The organism is Acinetobacter sp. YH12145, assembly GCF_013418335.1.
In the GTDB taxonomy this organism is placed as follows: Bacteria; Pseudomonadota; Gammaproteobacteria; order Pseudomonadales; family Moraxellaceae; genus Acinetobacter; species Acinetobacter amyesii.
In genome coordinates this window covers 199,807-213,906 of sequence record NZ_VPCE01000004.1, presented here as the reverse complement: position 1 = coordinate 213,906, position 14,100 = coordinate 199,807, and the positions used below count along the sequence as shown (strand labels likewise).

14 protein-coding genes are annotated in these 14,100 nt (G+C 41.4%); 10 read left to right on the top strand and 4 right to left on the bottom strand.

Annotated elements, in window-relative coordinates; translation table 11 throughout:
• Positions 1-51 precede the first annotated feature (51 nt).
• Together FTU80_RS05410 and FTU80_RS05405 are read right to left on the bottom strand one after the other, a co-directional pair.
• Positions 52-399, bottom strand: coding sequence for a Spx/MgsR family RNA polymerase-binding regulatory protein (locus FTU80_RS05410; RefSeq protein ID WP_180084442.1), 348 nt, complete (start codon positions 397-399; stop codon positions 52-54).
• A gap of 631 nt (positions 400-1,030) precedes the next feature.
• Complete coding sequence (locus tag FTU80_RS05405; RefSeq protein WP_078193225.1) at positions 1,031-1,849, bottom strand: exodeoxyribonuclease III; 819 nt, start codon at positions 1,847-1,849, stop codon at positions 1,031-1,033.
• 40 nt (positions 1,850-1,889) lie between these two features.
• Here FTU80_RS05405 and pyrE point away from each other — a divergent pair, with 40 nt between their 5' ends.
• From pyrE to FTU80_RS05390, 3 genes are all read left to right on the top strand, one after another.
• On the top strand, positions 1,890-2,540 hold the full coding sequence (pyrE, locus tag FTU80_RS05400) for an orotate phosphoribosyltransferase (protein ID WP_078193224.1): 651 nt from the start codon (positions 1,890-1,892) through the stop codon (positions 2,538-2,540).
• A 275-nt stretch (positions 2,541-2,815) separates the two neighbouring features.
• A complete protein-coding gene (locus FTU80_RS05395) occupies positions 2,816-3,538 on the top strand; it encodes a hypothetical protein (RefSeq protein WP_180084441.1) in 723 nt (240 codons plus the stop codon).
• 85 nt (positions 3,539-3,623) lie between these two features.
• Complete coding sequence (locus FTU80_RS05390; protein WP_076753373.1) at positions 3,624-4,088, top strand: SMI1/KNR4 family protein; 465 nt, start codon at positions 3,624-3,626, stop codon at positions 4,086-4,088.
• Positions 4,089-4,129: 41 nt separating this feature from the next.
• Here FTU80_RS05390 and FTU80_RS05385 read toward each other — a convergent pair whose 3' ends face one another.
• Together FTU80_RS05385 and FTU80_RS05380 are read right to left on the bottom strand one after the other, a co-directional pair.
• Entirely contained in the window at positions 4,130-4,327 is a 198-nt protein-coding gene (locus FTU80_RS05385; RefSeq protein ID WP_180084440.1) for a DUF3565 domain-containing protein, read from the bottom strand.
• Positions 4,328-4,453: 126 nt separating this feature from the next.
• Positions 4,454-5,356 carry a sensor domain-containing diguanylate cyclase gene (locus FTU80_RS05380; protein WP_180084439.1) on the bottom strand — a complete coding sequence of 301 codons (903 nt, stop codon included), beginning with the start codon at positions 5,354-5,356 and terminating at the stop codon, positions 4,454-4,456.
• Positions 5,357-5,679: 323 nt separating this feature from the next.
• On the opposite strand from FTU80_RS05380, the gene gshB reads away from it, so the two are divergent.
• The 7 genes from gshB (at position 5,680) to ftsZ (ending at position 14,017) form a co-directional block, all read left to right on the top strand.
• Positions 5,680-6,624 carry a glutathione synthase gene (gene gshB, locus FTU80_RS05375; RefSeq protein WP_078190578.1) on the top strand — a complete coding sequence of 315 codons (945 nt, stop codon included), beginning with the start codon at positions 5,680-5,682 and terminating at the stop codon, positions 6,622-6,624.
• Between the two features lie 304 nt (positions 6,625-6,928).
• Positions 6,929-8,026: an undecaprenyldiphospho-muramoylpentapeptide beta-N-acetylglucosaminyltransferase gene (murG, locus tag FTU80_RS05370; RefSeq protein ID WP_180084438.1), complete on the top strand. Its 1,098-nt coding sequence runs from the start codon at positions 6,929-6,931 to the stop codon at positions 8,024-8,026.
• A gap of 14 nt (positions 8,027-8,040) precedes the next feature.
• The gene (murC, locus tag FTU80_RS05365) at positions 8,041-9,489 is read left to right on the top strand and encodes a UDP-N-acetylmuramate--L-alanine ligase (RefSeq protein WP_078190576.1); all 1,449 of its coding nucleotides are present in this window, start codon (positions 8,041-8,043) and stop codon (positions 9,487-9,489) included.
• A gap of 59 nt (positions 9,490-9,548) precedes the next feature.
• Positions 9,549-10,478, top strand: a complete 930-nt coding sequence (locus FTU80_RS05360; protein ID WP_180035427.1) for a D-alanine--D-alanine ligase — start codon at positions 9,549-9,551, stop codon at positions 10,476-10,478.
• A gap of 3 nt (positions 10,479-10,481) precedes the next feature.
• The gene (locus tag FTU80_RS05355; RefSeq protein ID WP_180084437.1) at positions 10,482-11,336 is read left to right on the top strand and encodes a cell division protein FtsQ/DivIB; all 855 of its coding nucleotides are present in this window, start codon (positions 10,482-10,484) and stop codon (positions 11,334-11,336) included.
• Between the two features lie 68 nt (positions 11,337-11,404).
• Entirely contained in the window at positions 11,405-12,667 is a 1,263-nt protein-coding gene (gene ftsA, locus FTU80_RS05350) for a cell division protein FtsA (protein WP_180084436.1), read from the top strand.
• 159 nt (positions 12,668-12,826) lie between these two features.
• Positions 12,827-14,017, top strand: a complete 1,191-nt coding sequence (ftsZ, locus tag FTU80_RS05345; protein WP_078193216.1) for a cell division protein FtsZ — start codon at positions 12,827-12,829, stop codon at positions 14,015-14,017.
• Positions 14,018-14,100 lie beyond the last annotated feature (83 nt).

Sequence of the window (14,100 nt, the reverse complement as noted above, 5' to 3'; positions counted from 1 at the left end):
ATTTTTCAGCCACAATTGAACTAGAGCCGTGCATGAGTGTGATAAAAAAATTTATTTCAATGCACGGTAAGCGCTTTCATCAAAGCCAACCAATAAATCGCTACCTGTATCGAGTACAGGGCGTTTAATCATGCTGCTATGCGCTGTTAAACACTGAATCAAATTTTCTTCACTGGCTAAGGCTGTCTGTTGCTCTTCTTCACTGAGTTTTTTCCATGTGGTGCCTTTTTTGTTGAGAATCACATCAGCACCTTTTGTATCAAGCCATTTTTTTACGGTTTCAGCATCAATCGCTTGTTTTTTATAGTCATGAAATTCGTAGCTTAGGCCTAATTCGTTGAGCAAGTCGAAAGCTTTTTTCATGGTATTGCAGTTTTTGATGCCATAAATTTTAAGCATGAACAGGTGTCCTTAATTATTCAAACAATAAGATAAAAAATACAATTCAGCATTATCCTACAGGCTAATTCATCAATGCTCAAAGCTCGATCTGGATGTGGATTGAGAAATAAATGTTTTGCTGTAAAAGTCGCATGTAATAAATATTGGGTATTGTCATCAAAACGACATTTTGGTCTTTTAGAATAGCCTACAGAACAAAACGATGCTCAGAAAAGAAAGCGATGCAATAACAAGAAAATTCAGCTTAAGGTTGCACAGTCAAAAGTAGAAAGAAAGCGAGAATAAGAAAATGCTGTGCAGATCGAATTTTTAGCTGTTTTAGTTGGGGGATGTTTTGAGTCTAGAGATACAAGGGCTAGATAAGAGAAAACCCGCATTTAATCATCCTGATCATGCGGGTCTCAATCCAACGTCCATTGTCACATCCTTGAAAACAAGCTAAATCATTTAGTTTGTTTTTATACTTCCTTCGGCGTCCAATCCTTTTATGTCATCCTGACATGTCCCTTTGCCGTGCGACCATAATGCTATGTTCAAGTTATGAGATAAATCCACAAATTCGTCATGTAATGTGAGAAATAAGCTCTAATTGAGTAAACAATTGTTCACTCAATTAATTGTTGGAAGCTTAAATTTTATAGTCAATAATCACAGGGGCGTGGTCGCTAAACCATTCATCTTTAAATATCCAAGCATTGACTGTACGTTCTTTCCAGTCTGGTGAACATGCATGGTAGTCGATACGCCAACCCACATTTTTGGCACGCGCTTGTCCTCGGTTAGACCACCAAGAGTAAAGCTCGGCTTCTTTACGTACCTCACGGAAGGTATCGACATAGCCAAGCTCATCATAAATATGATCGAGCCATGCACGTTCATGTGGTAAGCAGCCTGAAGCCTTTTGGTTCCCAGACCAATTTTTAATATCAATACGTTTATGCACGATGTTGTAGTCACCGCAAACAATCACTGACTTATTTTCAGCACGCCATTGCTTCAAAATTTGTTGATATTCGCCTAAAAATAGGTCTTTGCGCGCCTGAGCTTCTTCACCCGATGAACCAGAAGGCAGGTAGAGCGAGCAAATATGTGCAGTTTGTCCAAGTCCTAAATCGAACTCAGCAGAAATAAAGCGGCCTTGAGTGTCTGCCAATTCAAAACCTAAACCATCTGTCACTGAAACAAAAGGTAGGCGGCTATAAATCGCAGTACCGGCATAGCCTGGGCGTTCTGCAGGGAAAAGGTGTGTAAACCAACCTTCGGGTTTAAATTTATCGGTCCATTGTTCATGGGTAATGCGGCTTTCTTGCATGCAGATGACATCGGCATCTGAAGTTGCCATCCAGTCAAAAATACCTTTTTTTTCAGCGGAACGCAGACCATTCACATTAATTGAAACGACACGTAAAATTTTTTGATCACTTGGATAGCTACTCTTTGGTATCATGCTCAGGTTTAACCTCAAACTTAAAAAAATGGAGCACCTCATGACAGCGCAAGCGGCATTTAATCCACAAGCTTTTATCGAACTGGCATTATCACGTGGTGTGCTTAAATTTGGTGAGTTTACTTTAAAATCGGGTCGTGTGAGTCCTTATTTTTTTAATGCAGGTCTACTAAACGATGGCGAAGCCTTATCATTATTGGCTTCTGGCTATGCAGCTAAATTAACAGAATGCGATAATGTGGAAGTGGTCTTTGGCCCAGCTTATAAAGGTATTCCATTTGTAGCAGCAACGGCTGTCGCACTGTCACAGAACCATGGTGTGAGCGTACCTTGGGGCTTTAACCGTAAAGAAGCGAAAGACCATGGGGAAGGCGGTGTATTGGTTGGTGCGTCTGTTGAAGGTAAAAAAGTCTGGATTATTGATGATGTGATCACTGCGGGTACAGCGATTCGTGAAGTGGTGACTATTTTGAAAAATGCCGGTGCACAAATTGCGGGCGTATTGGTGGCGCTAGACCGTCAAGAAAAAGGTCAGGGCGATTTGTCTGCGATTCAAGAAGTGCAAAAAGAGTTAGAAATTCCTGTACATGCTTTAATCACTATGAAAGATTTAATGACTTTCTTAGATGCAAAAGGCGAAACTGAAGCCTTGGCGAAAATGGAAGCGTACCGTGTTAAATACGGCATCTAATTTTTCGGGATTTCAAAAGGCAGCTGAAGCTGCCTTTTTTACGTCTTTAAATGATGATTGTTGCATCTAACTAACAAAAGATGTGAAATATTGCTTAAAAAGTAGGCGTTAAACGTGAAGAATCAATAAAAAGCCGTCTCAGTGCGCTATTTACTGAAACGGCTTTAGTTAAAGTATTGATGCTTATAGAAAATTTAAAGAATTTCGTATAACGTGTATTATGTTAATTTTAGGAAAGCTCACTAATCATCAAATTAAAAATATAAGAGAGACTTATGGACTCATATCTTAATTCAGGGGCTGGTTTTCCTGCTGGAACACGTATAAATACAGACAAAGGTTTAATCGCCATTCAGAACATTAAAGTCGGAGATTTAGTACTGTCAAAGCCAAAAAATGGTGACGGAGAGTTATGCTATAAACCTGTTATAAGAATATCTACTTGTGAGAATAGTGAGATTTGGGAGCTAACCTATTTCCAAATTAAAGCAAATACAGATTTATCAAAATTAAATAAAAGCAAATTATTGCAACTTTCTCGCAAAGGAAAAATGGTCAGTAATATGCTGAGGTCTAATCAGACATTCTGGGTTAAGAATATTGGATGGACGCGCTTGGATGAGTTGAAGAACGGTCAAGCTATAGAAACATCTGATCAAGAAATCATTGGTCTTGTTTTTATGGTGAATCCATTACGAAAAACAAGTATGGAAAATGTGGCTGGAAGTTACCATCCTAGCAATATATTTAATGCGGATAAAAAAGGTTTTGATATTGAAAATGTTGAATATTTTACTTTTATCAAATATGGCTTAGAAGGACCTATCGAATGTATAGGTGATGATAATGTACCTAGTCCAATATGTGTTAATGGTGAAAGTGTTCACGTTCTCTCAGAGGCATTCCGATTAAAAACTTACAGCTTTGACGTTGAGGATGATTATACTTGCTTTATTACGAAGCTAGGATTGTGGGTTAATAATACTGCCTATAAATAATATAAGAAATAAATTACTAATTTTCTTATTTAACATAATGGCGATTATACGAAATTTCGTTATTCCTAGCAGGTAAAACAATCATATGCCTTATCAGAACTTAAATATTATGTATGACTTCGGACCAATCGACGTAAAGGTCATAGAAATTTTTGAGCAAGATAATAAAATTAATTTTCCTTTAAGTTATAAAAAGCTGATTGCTTCCCACAATGGGGTGCAATTTATTGAGAATAGCTTTGAATATTCTGATTCTAACAATGAAGTTGGAGAATCTAGCATAGCCTTTTGTTGTTTTGGACAAGGGGTAGGAGGTGATCATATTGAAAACTGTCAAGATCAGGATATATATGGCCATGATAAGATAGTCGTCTTTGGACTAAATGGTTGTGGTGACTATATCGGATTTGACTACAGATCTGACGTTAATAATCCGAAAGTAGTTCTTATGTACCATGATCAATATATCAAGGATCAACATGGACAGCCTAAATTAGAATTGATAGAAGTATGTGATAGTTTTGATAATTTTTTGAACTTACTAAGATAGCTTAAATTATTAGCCTGAGACTATATTTAACATAAAATCTCTTATACGAAACTCTCTTCATCACATTTCTTACATTCCAACATTATCCCTAACTTTTCATTTCGTCCTTGCTCAGTGATAACCCAAGGGCGGTTTTGCCATGGAGGATCATGTCGGACATGCTGTGTATGGCCACAAGCTAAAATGGCATACCAATGATTTTCATCATCCAAGGCAAAATCAACAATGGCTTGCTGCATATCAAAAACCTATCTAAATTAAAATGATGCTGAAAAAGGGAAGAGAGTTCATCTTGAATAATTACAAAGGTTTGAATATCAAATTGCTAAATAGACTGTGAAATTTGGTTTATTTCTGCCGCACGCTTAGGCTGCGACAATTCTATTTTTCCCGCCATGTTTGGCTTTATACAGCGCTAGATCAGCACGCTTAATTGTATCTTCGTAGGTACAATCTTCAGGCATGATGGTTGTTACTCCTATGCTCACGGTGACATGGGCGTTATCTATTGAAAACCGACTTAATTCTTTTCTGGAATGTTCATGAATCCGTTTGGCAAATTGAATGGCTTGTTCACAGCCCGTGTTGGGTAATGCGACCACAAACTCATCTCCACCTAAGCGGCAGGCGCAATCAGTCTTGCGCAGCGTTAAACGAAGAATATCTGCGACTGCTCGGATTGCCTCATCACCGACATGATGACCTTTGCTGTCGTTGATTTTTTTGAGGTTATCAAGATCGAACATCAAAATCGAGGTCTGTATGGAATGTCGTAGGTATGACTCATAATGTAATGCTAAGTCATGCTCTAATTTTCTTCGATTGAAAAGACCGGTTAACTGATCCGTATGGCTGAGTTCCTTCAGCTTGATTTCCAAGTTGTGACGCGCTGAAATATTACTTGCGACCCAAAGCACAACGTCTTCTTCATCTACTGAAAAACTGAGGGCTTGGATGCGCACCTCAAACCAAATGGGCTCTTCAGGACCATAATCAGGCAGACCTTTTACATCCCTATTGCTCAATTCGTACTCTTCGATGAGTAGATTTCCTGACGCTAGAGCTTGGTCGATCAGATGCATAAAAAAGTTGGCTTTATCTGGCTTGATCACATCTGAAATATAGGTACCAACAAGACCGGAACCATCGTGGTAATAGCGATTATCGCGCCCACCAAAAACTGCAACGTATTTTCCACTACGTGATATGACAAATGCAGGGTCTGGTAAAGCATCAAGAATGATAGCCATCTGCTCAATGTTGATCATCAATAAATTCTATTTTTTTATTTACAATAATTAACACAATAGCTAAAAAAATAAAAAGCACGTGTTTTTTAACCAAAAATAGGGCTAAGTATATTTGGAAGTAATTAAACAGGTAGCAATGCTTTGGTATTTATTTATGCAGACCTATCAAATGATATTATTAAAGCTTATTTCCATTATTGAGATAAAGCCGATGATAGAAATGTTTTGAATTATCGCCTGCATCACACGAATCCATACATACACATGCAAAATCAGAATAAACAAAAGAAAAATCTCGGCTATACTCGTTCATAAATTGATAATGAACAGAGCACTGAATAATGCGTGTACTTGTTGTGATGGATCCCATCGAAAATGTAAACCTAAAAAAAGATACCTCAATGGCCATGCTGTGGGCAGCAGCACGTCGTGGACATGAGCTAGGCTATGCATTACAGCAAGATTTATATATCGATCAAGGCAAAGCCTTTGGTTTGATTTCTCCGCTAAAAGTTTTTGAAGACTACAACCACTATTACGAACTCGGCGAAAAACAAAAAGAATCAATTGCTGCTTATGACGTGGTTTTGATGCGTAAAGATCCGCCGTTTGACATGAACTTTGTCTATACCACCTATATTTTGGAACAGGCTGAACGCGAAGGCGCATGGATTATTAACAAACCGCAAAGCCTACGTGACTGCAATGAAAAATTGTTTGCGACGCAATTTCCTGAACTTCAAGTACCGACCTTGGTGACTTCACAACAAAGTCTGATTCGTGAATTTTTACAAGAACATGGCGATGTGATCGTGAAACCATTAGATGGCATGGGTGGTATGGGTATTTTCCGTTTATACCAAGATGGCGTTAATATCGGTTCAACTATTGAAATCCTGACCAATAACGGCACACAGCCGATTATGGCGCAGAGATACATCCCTGAAATTGTGGATGGTGACAAACGCATTTTGATGATCAATGGCGAACCCGTGCCGTATTGTTTGGCGCGTATTCCGCAAAATGGTGAAGTGCGTGGTAACTTGGCGGCAGGTGGTTTGGGCGAGGCGCGTCCATTGACTGAAAATGATAAAGCCATCGCAGCCAAAGTCGGGCCATTCCTTCGTGAAAAAGGTTTAGTCTTTGTTGGTCTGGATGTGATTGGTAATTACGTGACTGAAATCAATGTCACCAGTCCAACCTGTGTACGTGAAATTGATGCGCAATTTGGTACCTCGATTGCCGATGATTTATTTGATGTCCTTGAGGCAGGTTTAAAAGCTTAATTTTGCACTAGATTTAAAAGAGTCCTTCACGGGCTCTTTTTTTTGTCCTGCGCTAAGGGGAGGGGAGCTTAAAAAGCAAAAAAACTGTAAGTGAATGCAATTAAAGTGAAAAATTGTCTGATTTTTTTTCAATTCTCATAGATTAATAATAAAACTAGTTTAAACTTTTAAAATAGTAGAAAAAAACAATCATACGCCTGTTGAAAAAAAGTAAATTACCTTTCACGGTCATGCGTTTGTGATTACAATTGTTTGCTTAAAATCGAATATCATTAGCCTCTTTTTAGAATTGAAGAATTAGACAGTGACCGAAGTAACGCAAGTAAAGCCGAAACATGTCATGATGATGGCTGCCGGAACCGGTGGTCACGTCTTTCCAGCGCTCGCTGTTGCCAAAGAGTTGCAACAACAAGGCTGTGAAGTTTCTTGGCTCGCAACGCCAACAGGCATGGAAAATCGCCTGCTTAAAAATCATAATATTCCAATTTATCAAATTGATATCCAAGGCGTACGCGGCAATGGAGTCGTGCGTAAGCTGATGGCACCATTTAAAATTCTCAAAGCTACATTGAGTGCCATGCGTTATATGAAACAACTCAAAGTCGATGCAGTTGCAGGCTTTGGGGGGTATGTGGCTGGGCCGGGTGGCTTGGCAGCTCGTGCATTGGGCATTCCAGTCATTATCCATGAACAAAATGCGGTGGCAGGTTTTACCAATACGCAGTTGTCACGTGTGGCCAAAATTGTTTGTCAGGCATTTCCAAATACCTTTCCAGCACAAGATAAAATCGTAACCACAGGGAATCCTGTACGTAAAGAAATTACAGAAATTTTAAATCCGTCATGGCGTTACCAAGAGCGTGAAAAAGCTGGGTTGCCATTACGGGTTTTAATTGTAGGGGGCTCACTGGGCGCACGTGCCTTAAATGAATGTGTGCCGGCTGCTTTGCAGCAATTAGAACAGCCCCTCAGTGTATATCATCAGTGTGGTCAAAATAATGCTGAAAGCACATTGGCTCGTTATGCAAACGCACCTGAACATATACAAGTTGAAGTTCAGCCGTTTATTGAAGATATGGCAGCAGCCTATTCTGCAGCGGATTTGATTATCTGCCGTGCTGGTGCACTAACCGTCACTGAAATTGCGACAGCGGGTGTAGCAGCCGTCTTTGTTCCTCTGCCAAGTGCAGTGGATGACCATCAAACTGCAAATGCAGGGTTCTTGGCCAATATCAATGCTGCAAAAATTTGCCCACAAGCGGACATGACCGCAGAAAGTTTAACAGCGTTGTTGAAGCCGCTGATGAACCGTCAACTACTTATGGAAATGGCGGTTAAGGCTCGACAACAGGCACAACCCGATGCGACACAGCACGTGGTTGGTTTAATTCAAGATTTGTAAAATTCGAGTAATCTATGTCTCCATCAACGCCTGCCGATCAAGCGAAAAAGCTCATTAAAGTGCCAGAAATGCGCCGTATTAAACACATCCATTTTATTGGGATTGGTGGTGCGGGCATGTGCGGTATTGCCGAAGTATTGAAAAACCAAGGCTATAAAGTTTCAGGTTCAGATATTAAAGCGTCGAAAACCACGGCTCAGCTTGAAGAAAATGGCATTCAAGTTTTCATTGGTCATGCTGCTGAAAATATTCAAGGCGCTAATGTAATCGTGGTATCAACAGCCATTGATTCTGAAAACCCGGAAGTGAAAGCGGCGATTGAAACCCGTACACCTGTCGTGCGTCGTGCAGAAATGTTGGGTGAATTAATGCGTTACCGTCATGGTATTGCCGTTGCGGGGACGCATGGTAAAACCACGACTACCAGTCTTGTGACCTGCATGTTGGCAGAAGAAAATCTGGACCCAACTTATGTCATTGGTGGTTTGTTAAATCGTACTGGTGTGAATGCCGCATTAGGTGCAAGCCGTTATATCGTGGCTGAAGCGGATGAATCAGATGCGTCATTCCTGCATTTACAGCCGATGGCAACGATTGTCACCAATATCGATGCTGACCATATGGATACTTATGGCGGTAGTTTCGATGTATTGAAAGATACCTTCGTACAATTCTTACAGCGTCTTCCATTTTACGGTTTAGCCGTGATGTGTGGTGATGATGCCAACATCCGTGAAATTATGCCGCGTATTGGTCGTCCTGTCGTGACTTATGGTTTCAATGAAGACAACGACATTCGTGCTGTTGATGTGGCTCAAGAAGGCATGCAATCACACTTTACCGTTTTGCGTAAAGACCGTGAGCCGTTACGTTTAACCATTAACTTACCGGGTCTTCATAACATCTTAAATGCCTTGGCAGCGATTGGTATTGCAACGGATGAAGGTGTTTCTGATGCTGCGATTGCGCGTGCCTTAGAAAGCTTCAGTGGTGTAGGTCGTCGTTTCCAAGTACAAGGCGAATTTGAAGTTGAAGATGGCTTGGTGAAATTGGTCGATGACTATGGTCACCATCCAAAAGAAGTCGAAGCGACCATTAAAGCGGCACGTGCAAGTCATCCAGATCGTCGTTTGGTGATGATGTTCCAACCGCACCGTTTTAGCCGTACGCGTGACTGTTTTGATGACTTCGTCGATGTCTTGTCACAAGTCGATCAACTGTTGTTATTAGAAGTTTATCCTGCGGGTGAAAAACCAATTGTGGGTGCAGATAGTCGTGCATTGGCTCGAAGCATTCGTCTACGTGGTGAAGTTGAACCGATTCTCATCGATCCAGTAGAAGGCAACTTACAAGCAGTAATGAAAAAAGTGTTACAAGCAAATGACTTGTTATTAACACAGGGCGCAGGTAATGTTGGAGCAATCTCAATCGAACTTGCTCAAAACAATCTCTATGTAAAATGATTACCGCTTGGTGATCCAAAGTTTGTTTAGACCGTAGATAAAAGTTTAAGGATATAAACGTGTCAAATGCTTCAAAATTCGGCAAAGTTGCCGTGTTATTAGGTGGGAAATCTGCCGAACGTGAGGTTTCTCTCGATAGTGGTAAAGCTGTACTTGAAGCATTGGTGCGTTCGGGTGTAAATGCCGAAGCATTCGATCCGCAGCAACGCAGTGTGACTGAGTTGGTGGCTTATGACCGTGCATTTATCGTCCTTCATGGCCGTGGTGGTGAAGATGGTCAAATTCAGGGTACTTTGGAATGGTTAAACATTCCGTACACTGGAACGGGCGTTCAAGGCTCGGCGATTGGTATGGATAAAGTCAAAACTAAACAAGTTTGGCAAGGTTCAGAACTACCGACAGCACCTTATCGTATTGTCAGCAAAGACTCAGATTTACAAGAAATTGTAGATTCAATTGGTTTGCCATTTATTATCAAGCCGGTGCATGAAGGTTCAAGCATTGGTATGAGCAAAGTTGAAAAAATTGAAGACTTTGCAACAGCAATTGCAAAAGCGACCCAGCATGATGCAGTCGTGATGGCTGAAAAATGGATTACCGGACGTGAATTTACCATTGTGATTTTAAATGGTCAGGCATTACCGGTGATCCGTTTGGAACCGCCTGCAGATGTGGCTTTTTATGATTACGAGGCGAAATATAACCGTAACGATGTGCAATATGGTATTCCATGTGGCTTGACTGAAGATGAAGAAAAGCGTCTACAAGCTTTATCTTTACGTGCTTTCCAAGCGGTAGGTGCGAGTGGTTGGGGCCGTATTGACGCGATGCAAGATGCAGACGGAAACTTCTGGTTACTTGAGGTAAATACCGTTCCGGGTATGACCAGTCATTCTCTAGTACCAAAAGCAGCCAATGCCGTAGGTTATAGTTTTGATGATCTTTGTGTCGCAATTTTGGAACAAACCCTGACAGGTGCGGCACACTAAATTATGGCTCAACTTCCTGCGTCTATGCGCCGTAAACGTGCAGCAACGACATCGATACATGACAAACCACCGACACGTAAGGAAAAACTTACCAATGTGGGTGGATGGCTGTTGTTGTTTATTGCATGTGTGGTTTTGATTGCCGGAATTTGGGGGCTATATAAAGTCATGACGGATGCACGTGTGGCTGAACTTGATGTGGTGGGTGTGCGGAGCGCCCAAGAAAAACAACAAGTCATATCATACGTTTCACCGATGATGACTGAAAACTATTTTACCTCTGATTTACGTGTCATTCGTGATCGTACTTTAGAAATCTCTTGGGTCGATCGCGTGGTGGTATCGCGTGCATGGCCGAATGCAATTCGTGTACGGGTGATGCCGCGTCAAGCGATTGCACGTTGGGGAACTGGGCGACTGTTAAGCGACAGTGGTGATGTATTTGCCGAATTAACCCCGACCAATCATCAGAATTTGCCGTTATTGCATGGGCCGATGAGTCAGTCCAAAATGATGATGCGTCGCTATAATGAAATTAATCAATTGTTTATACCTGTTGGCATTCGTTTAAAAGAATTATATTTAACCGAACGAATGACTTGGTTTATGCAGTTTGATTCAGGCTTACGCGTGATTGTCGATCAGGATCAGACCATGAGTAAGTTGCAGCGTTTAAGTTATCTCGCACACAGTGACTTAAAACCTGTATGGCCACGAATTTCTGCCATCGATTTGCGCTACCGAAATGGTTTAGCGATTCAATGGAAAAACTCTGTGCCAGCAAAGTCGGTAAATGGTCAGTTTGTTGTAACCAGTGATGACATAGGCATTGCGAATGCAGCGCCTGTAAAGCCATAATGATCGGCTTTATAAGTAGAGGCTTTAAGCCATAAATTAAACAAACATGTGAATGGTAGTAGTAAATAATGAATGAAGCTGTTCCCTCGGTTGTTGCGATTGACATTGGGACACACAAAGTTTCAGTTTTGATTGGTAAGGTACACGCGCCAGACAATATCCAAGTGGTAGGGATGGCGACCGCTCGTAACCGCGGCATGAATAAAGGGAAAATTGTCAGTCTCGATAAAGTTGTTACCGCAATTAAAAATGCAGTGCAGGAAGCGGAAGATATGGCGGAATGTCGTGTACATTCTGCGTGGATTTCCATTCCAAGTGCTGAACTAAAAAGTTTTTATGCCTCTGGTCGTACTCCAATTGAAAATAATGACCATGCGATTACCACCAATGAAGTGGTACGTGCTTTAGAACTGGCCAAAGCCAGTCATTTAACGTCTGACCATTATTTGGTGAGTGCTGTACCTTTAGGTTTTGAACTAGATGATGAACCTGAATGGGTGTTAAACCCGATTCGCATGTCAGCACGGAGTATGATAGGACATTATCATTTGATGATGTTGCCCATCAGCACCATGCAGAATTTGGATCGCGCATTAAAAGGTGCCAATATTGGTGTTGAACGCATGGTCATTTCATCATTAGCAACTGCTGAAGCCAGTTTGCTTAAAGATGAAAAAGAATATGGTGTGTGCTTGGTTGATATTGGTGCTGGTACGACCAATATTGCGGTGTATTTAGATGGTCGCTTGGCGATGACACACACTTTGCAACGTGGCGGTGAGCATGTAACGCGTGATATTGCTGCTGTATTGCAAACCACAACAGAAGAAGCTGAACGTATTAAGCTGTTGTATGGTTGTGTTGATCTGAAAGTGGTTAAACCTGAAAGTATGATTCAGTTCCAAGGTATTGATGGTCCACAAACCATTAGCCGTATTGAACTGACCGAAATCATTATTGCGCGCTATGAAGAAATCTTTAATCAAGTGCGTAATGAGTTGGTGGATCATGGTGCGATTCATGGTTTATACCATGGTGTTGTACTCACAGGTGATGCCTGCCAAATTGAAGGGATGGTGACATTTGCGCGTCGGATGTTAGGTGTTTCTGCACATTTAGGTAACCCACCTATGCAAGTGTATGCTGATGATCAACAGCAAGCCGCTTTACGTCGTTCACAATACGCGACTGCCGCAGGTCTGTTAATTTTCAGTCAAAGTGAAACACAAGATACGATCGTTGAGCCAGAAGATACGGAAAAACTTTCAGTATTGAATCGGGTAAAACGTGCATGGTCGGGCTTCAATGACACCTTGAAGTCGATCTTTTAAGTTGAAATATTTGGGAATATTGTTGGGAAGTTGTACGGATTATTGCTTGTACTTGACAAGCTGGAACTTGGACAGCATTCTAAAAAACAATTTTTATTAAGATCAAGGCAGTATACGGGCTGAAGTGTCTGCCAATTATGGATTAGGAATTTTTTAGGCATGGCCTCATTTGAATTTTTAGAAGATGATCAAAGCGACAGCAACGGTCAAGCCCGTTTCACAGTATTCGGTGTAGGTGGTGCTGGCGGTAACGCTGTGCAACATATGTTGGAATCAGATATCGAAGGTGTAAAATTTGTTTGTGCCAATACAGACAAACAAGCACTCGACCGCATGAATGCACAATTTAAAATCCAACTCGGCGAGCAAAGTACGCGTGGTTTGGGTGCAGGTGCAAATCCACAAGTGGGTCAAACTGCTGCTGAAGAAAGCCGTGAGTTGATTCGCCAACACCTTGAAGGTACGGACATGGTGTTTGTGACTGCAGGTATGGGTGGTGGTACAGGTACAGGTGCTGCGCCAGTTGTTGCTGAAATTGCCAAAGAAATGGGTATCTTAACTGTAGGTGTGGTGACGACTCCGTTTAACTTTGAAGGTAAACGTCGTCAGCAGTCTGCTGAGAAAGGTATTGAAGCACTTGAGCAACATGTTGATTCTCTGATTATTATTCCGAACCAACGTCTACTTAAAGTATTCCGCGATATTTCAATGAAAGATGCCTATAAAAAGGCAGACGATGTATTGTTAAATGCGGTGCGTAGTATCTTTGATCTTGTCGTGCGTCCGGGTCATATCAACCTTGACTTCGCCGATTTGAAAACTGCCATGAGTACACGTGGTTATGCAATGATGGGTGCAGGTTCTGGTCGTGGTGAAAACCGTGCGCGTCAAGCTGCTGAACAAGCGATCCGTAGCCCATTGTTAGATAACGTGACCATCATGAATGCAAAAGGCATTTTGATTAACGTTACAGGTGGCGATGACGTAACCTTCGGTGAAATTGAAGAAATCACTGATGTGGTGAACCAAATTGTGGATCTTGATGAAGGTCAAGTATTCTACGGTACGGTATTTGATCCAGATGCACGTGATGAAATTAGTGTAACGGTGATCGCAACGGGTTTAACTCGTAATTCTGCCGATTCTGCTGAGCCAGTGAAACGCCCTGTCGCACAAGCAACGCGTACAGTCGCTTCTGCACAAGTACCTGTAGATGAAGATGATGTGCCAGCGATTCAACGTCAGCACAATGAAGCAGCAGCTCCAGCTGCAGCAGCGGCGTCAGCATCCAATTCACGCCCTACGCCAATGAGTATTCAAGACTATTTGAAAAATCAGCAACGTAAATAACATAAATTCAATGACTTAAATGTCTGTTGATTACAAAAGGTAGCTGATCAGCTACCTTTTTGTTTTTTATCAATGGCTAAATA

Coding starts and splice junctions, on each gene's coding strand:
- FTU80_RS05410 (WP_180084442.1), bottom strand. CDS start 399: ATGCTTAAAATTTATGGCATCAAAAACTGCAATACCATGAAAAAAGCT.
- FTU80_RS05405 (WP_078193225.1), bottom strand. CDS start 1,849: ATGATACCAAAGAGTAGCTATCCAAGTGATCAAAAAATTTTACGTGTC.
- pyrE (WP_078193224.1), top strand. CDS start 1,890: ATGACAGCGCAAGCGGCATTTAATCCACAAGCTTTTATCGAACTGGCA.
- FTU80_RS05395 (WP_180084441.1), top strand. CDS start 2,816: ATGGACTCATATCTTAATTCAGGGGCTGGTTTTCCTGCTGGAACACGT.
- FTU80_RS05390 (WP_076753373.1), top strand. CDS start 3,624: ATGCCTTATCAGAACTTAAATATTATGTATGACTTCGGACCAATCGAC.
- FTU80_RS05385 (WP_180084440.1), bottom strand. CDS start 4,327: ATGCAGCAAGCCATTGTTGATTTTGCCTTGGATGATGAAAATCATTGG.
- FTU80_RS05380 (WP_180084439.1), bottom strand. CDS start 5,356: ATGATCAACATTGAGCAGATGGCTATCATTCTTGATGCTTTACCAGAC.
- gshB (WP_078190578.1), top strand. CDS start 5,680: ATGCGTGTACTTGTTGTGATGGATCCCATCGAAAATGTAAACCTAAAA.
- murC (WP_078190576.1), top strand. CDS start 8,041: ATGTCTCCATCAACGCCTGCCGATCAAGCGAAAAAGCTCATTAAAGTG.
- FTU80_RS05355 (WP_180084437.1), top strand. CDS start 10,482: ATGGCTCAACTTCCTGCGTCTATGCGCCGTAAACGTGCAGCAACGACA.
- ftsA (WP_180084436.1), top strand. CDS start 11,405: ATGAATGAAGCTGTTCCCTCGGTTGTTGCGATTGACATTGGGACACAC.
- ftsZ (WP_078193216.1), top strand. CDS start 12,827: ATGGCCTCATTTGAATTTTTAGAAGATGATCAAAGCGACAGCAACGGT.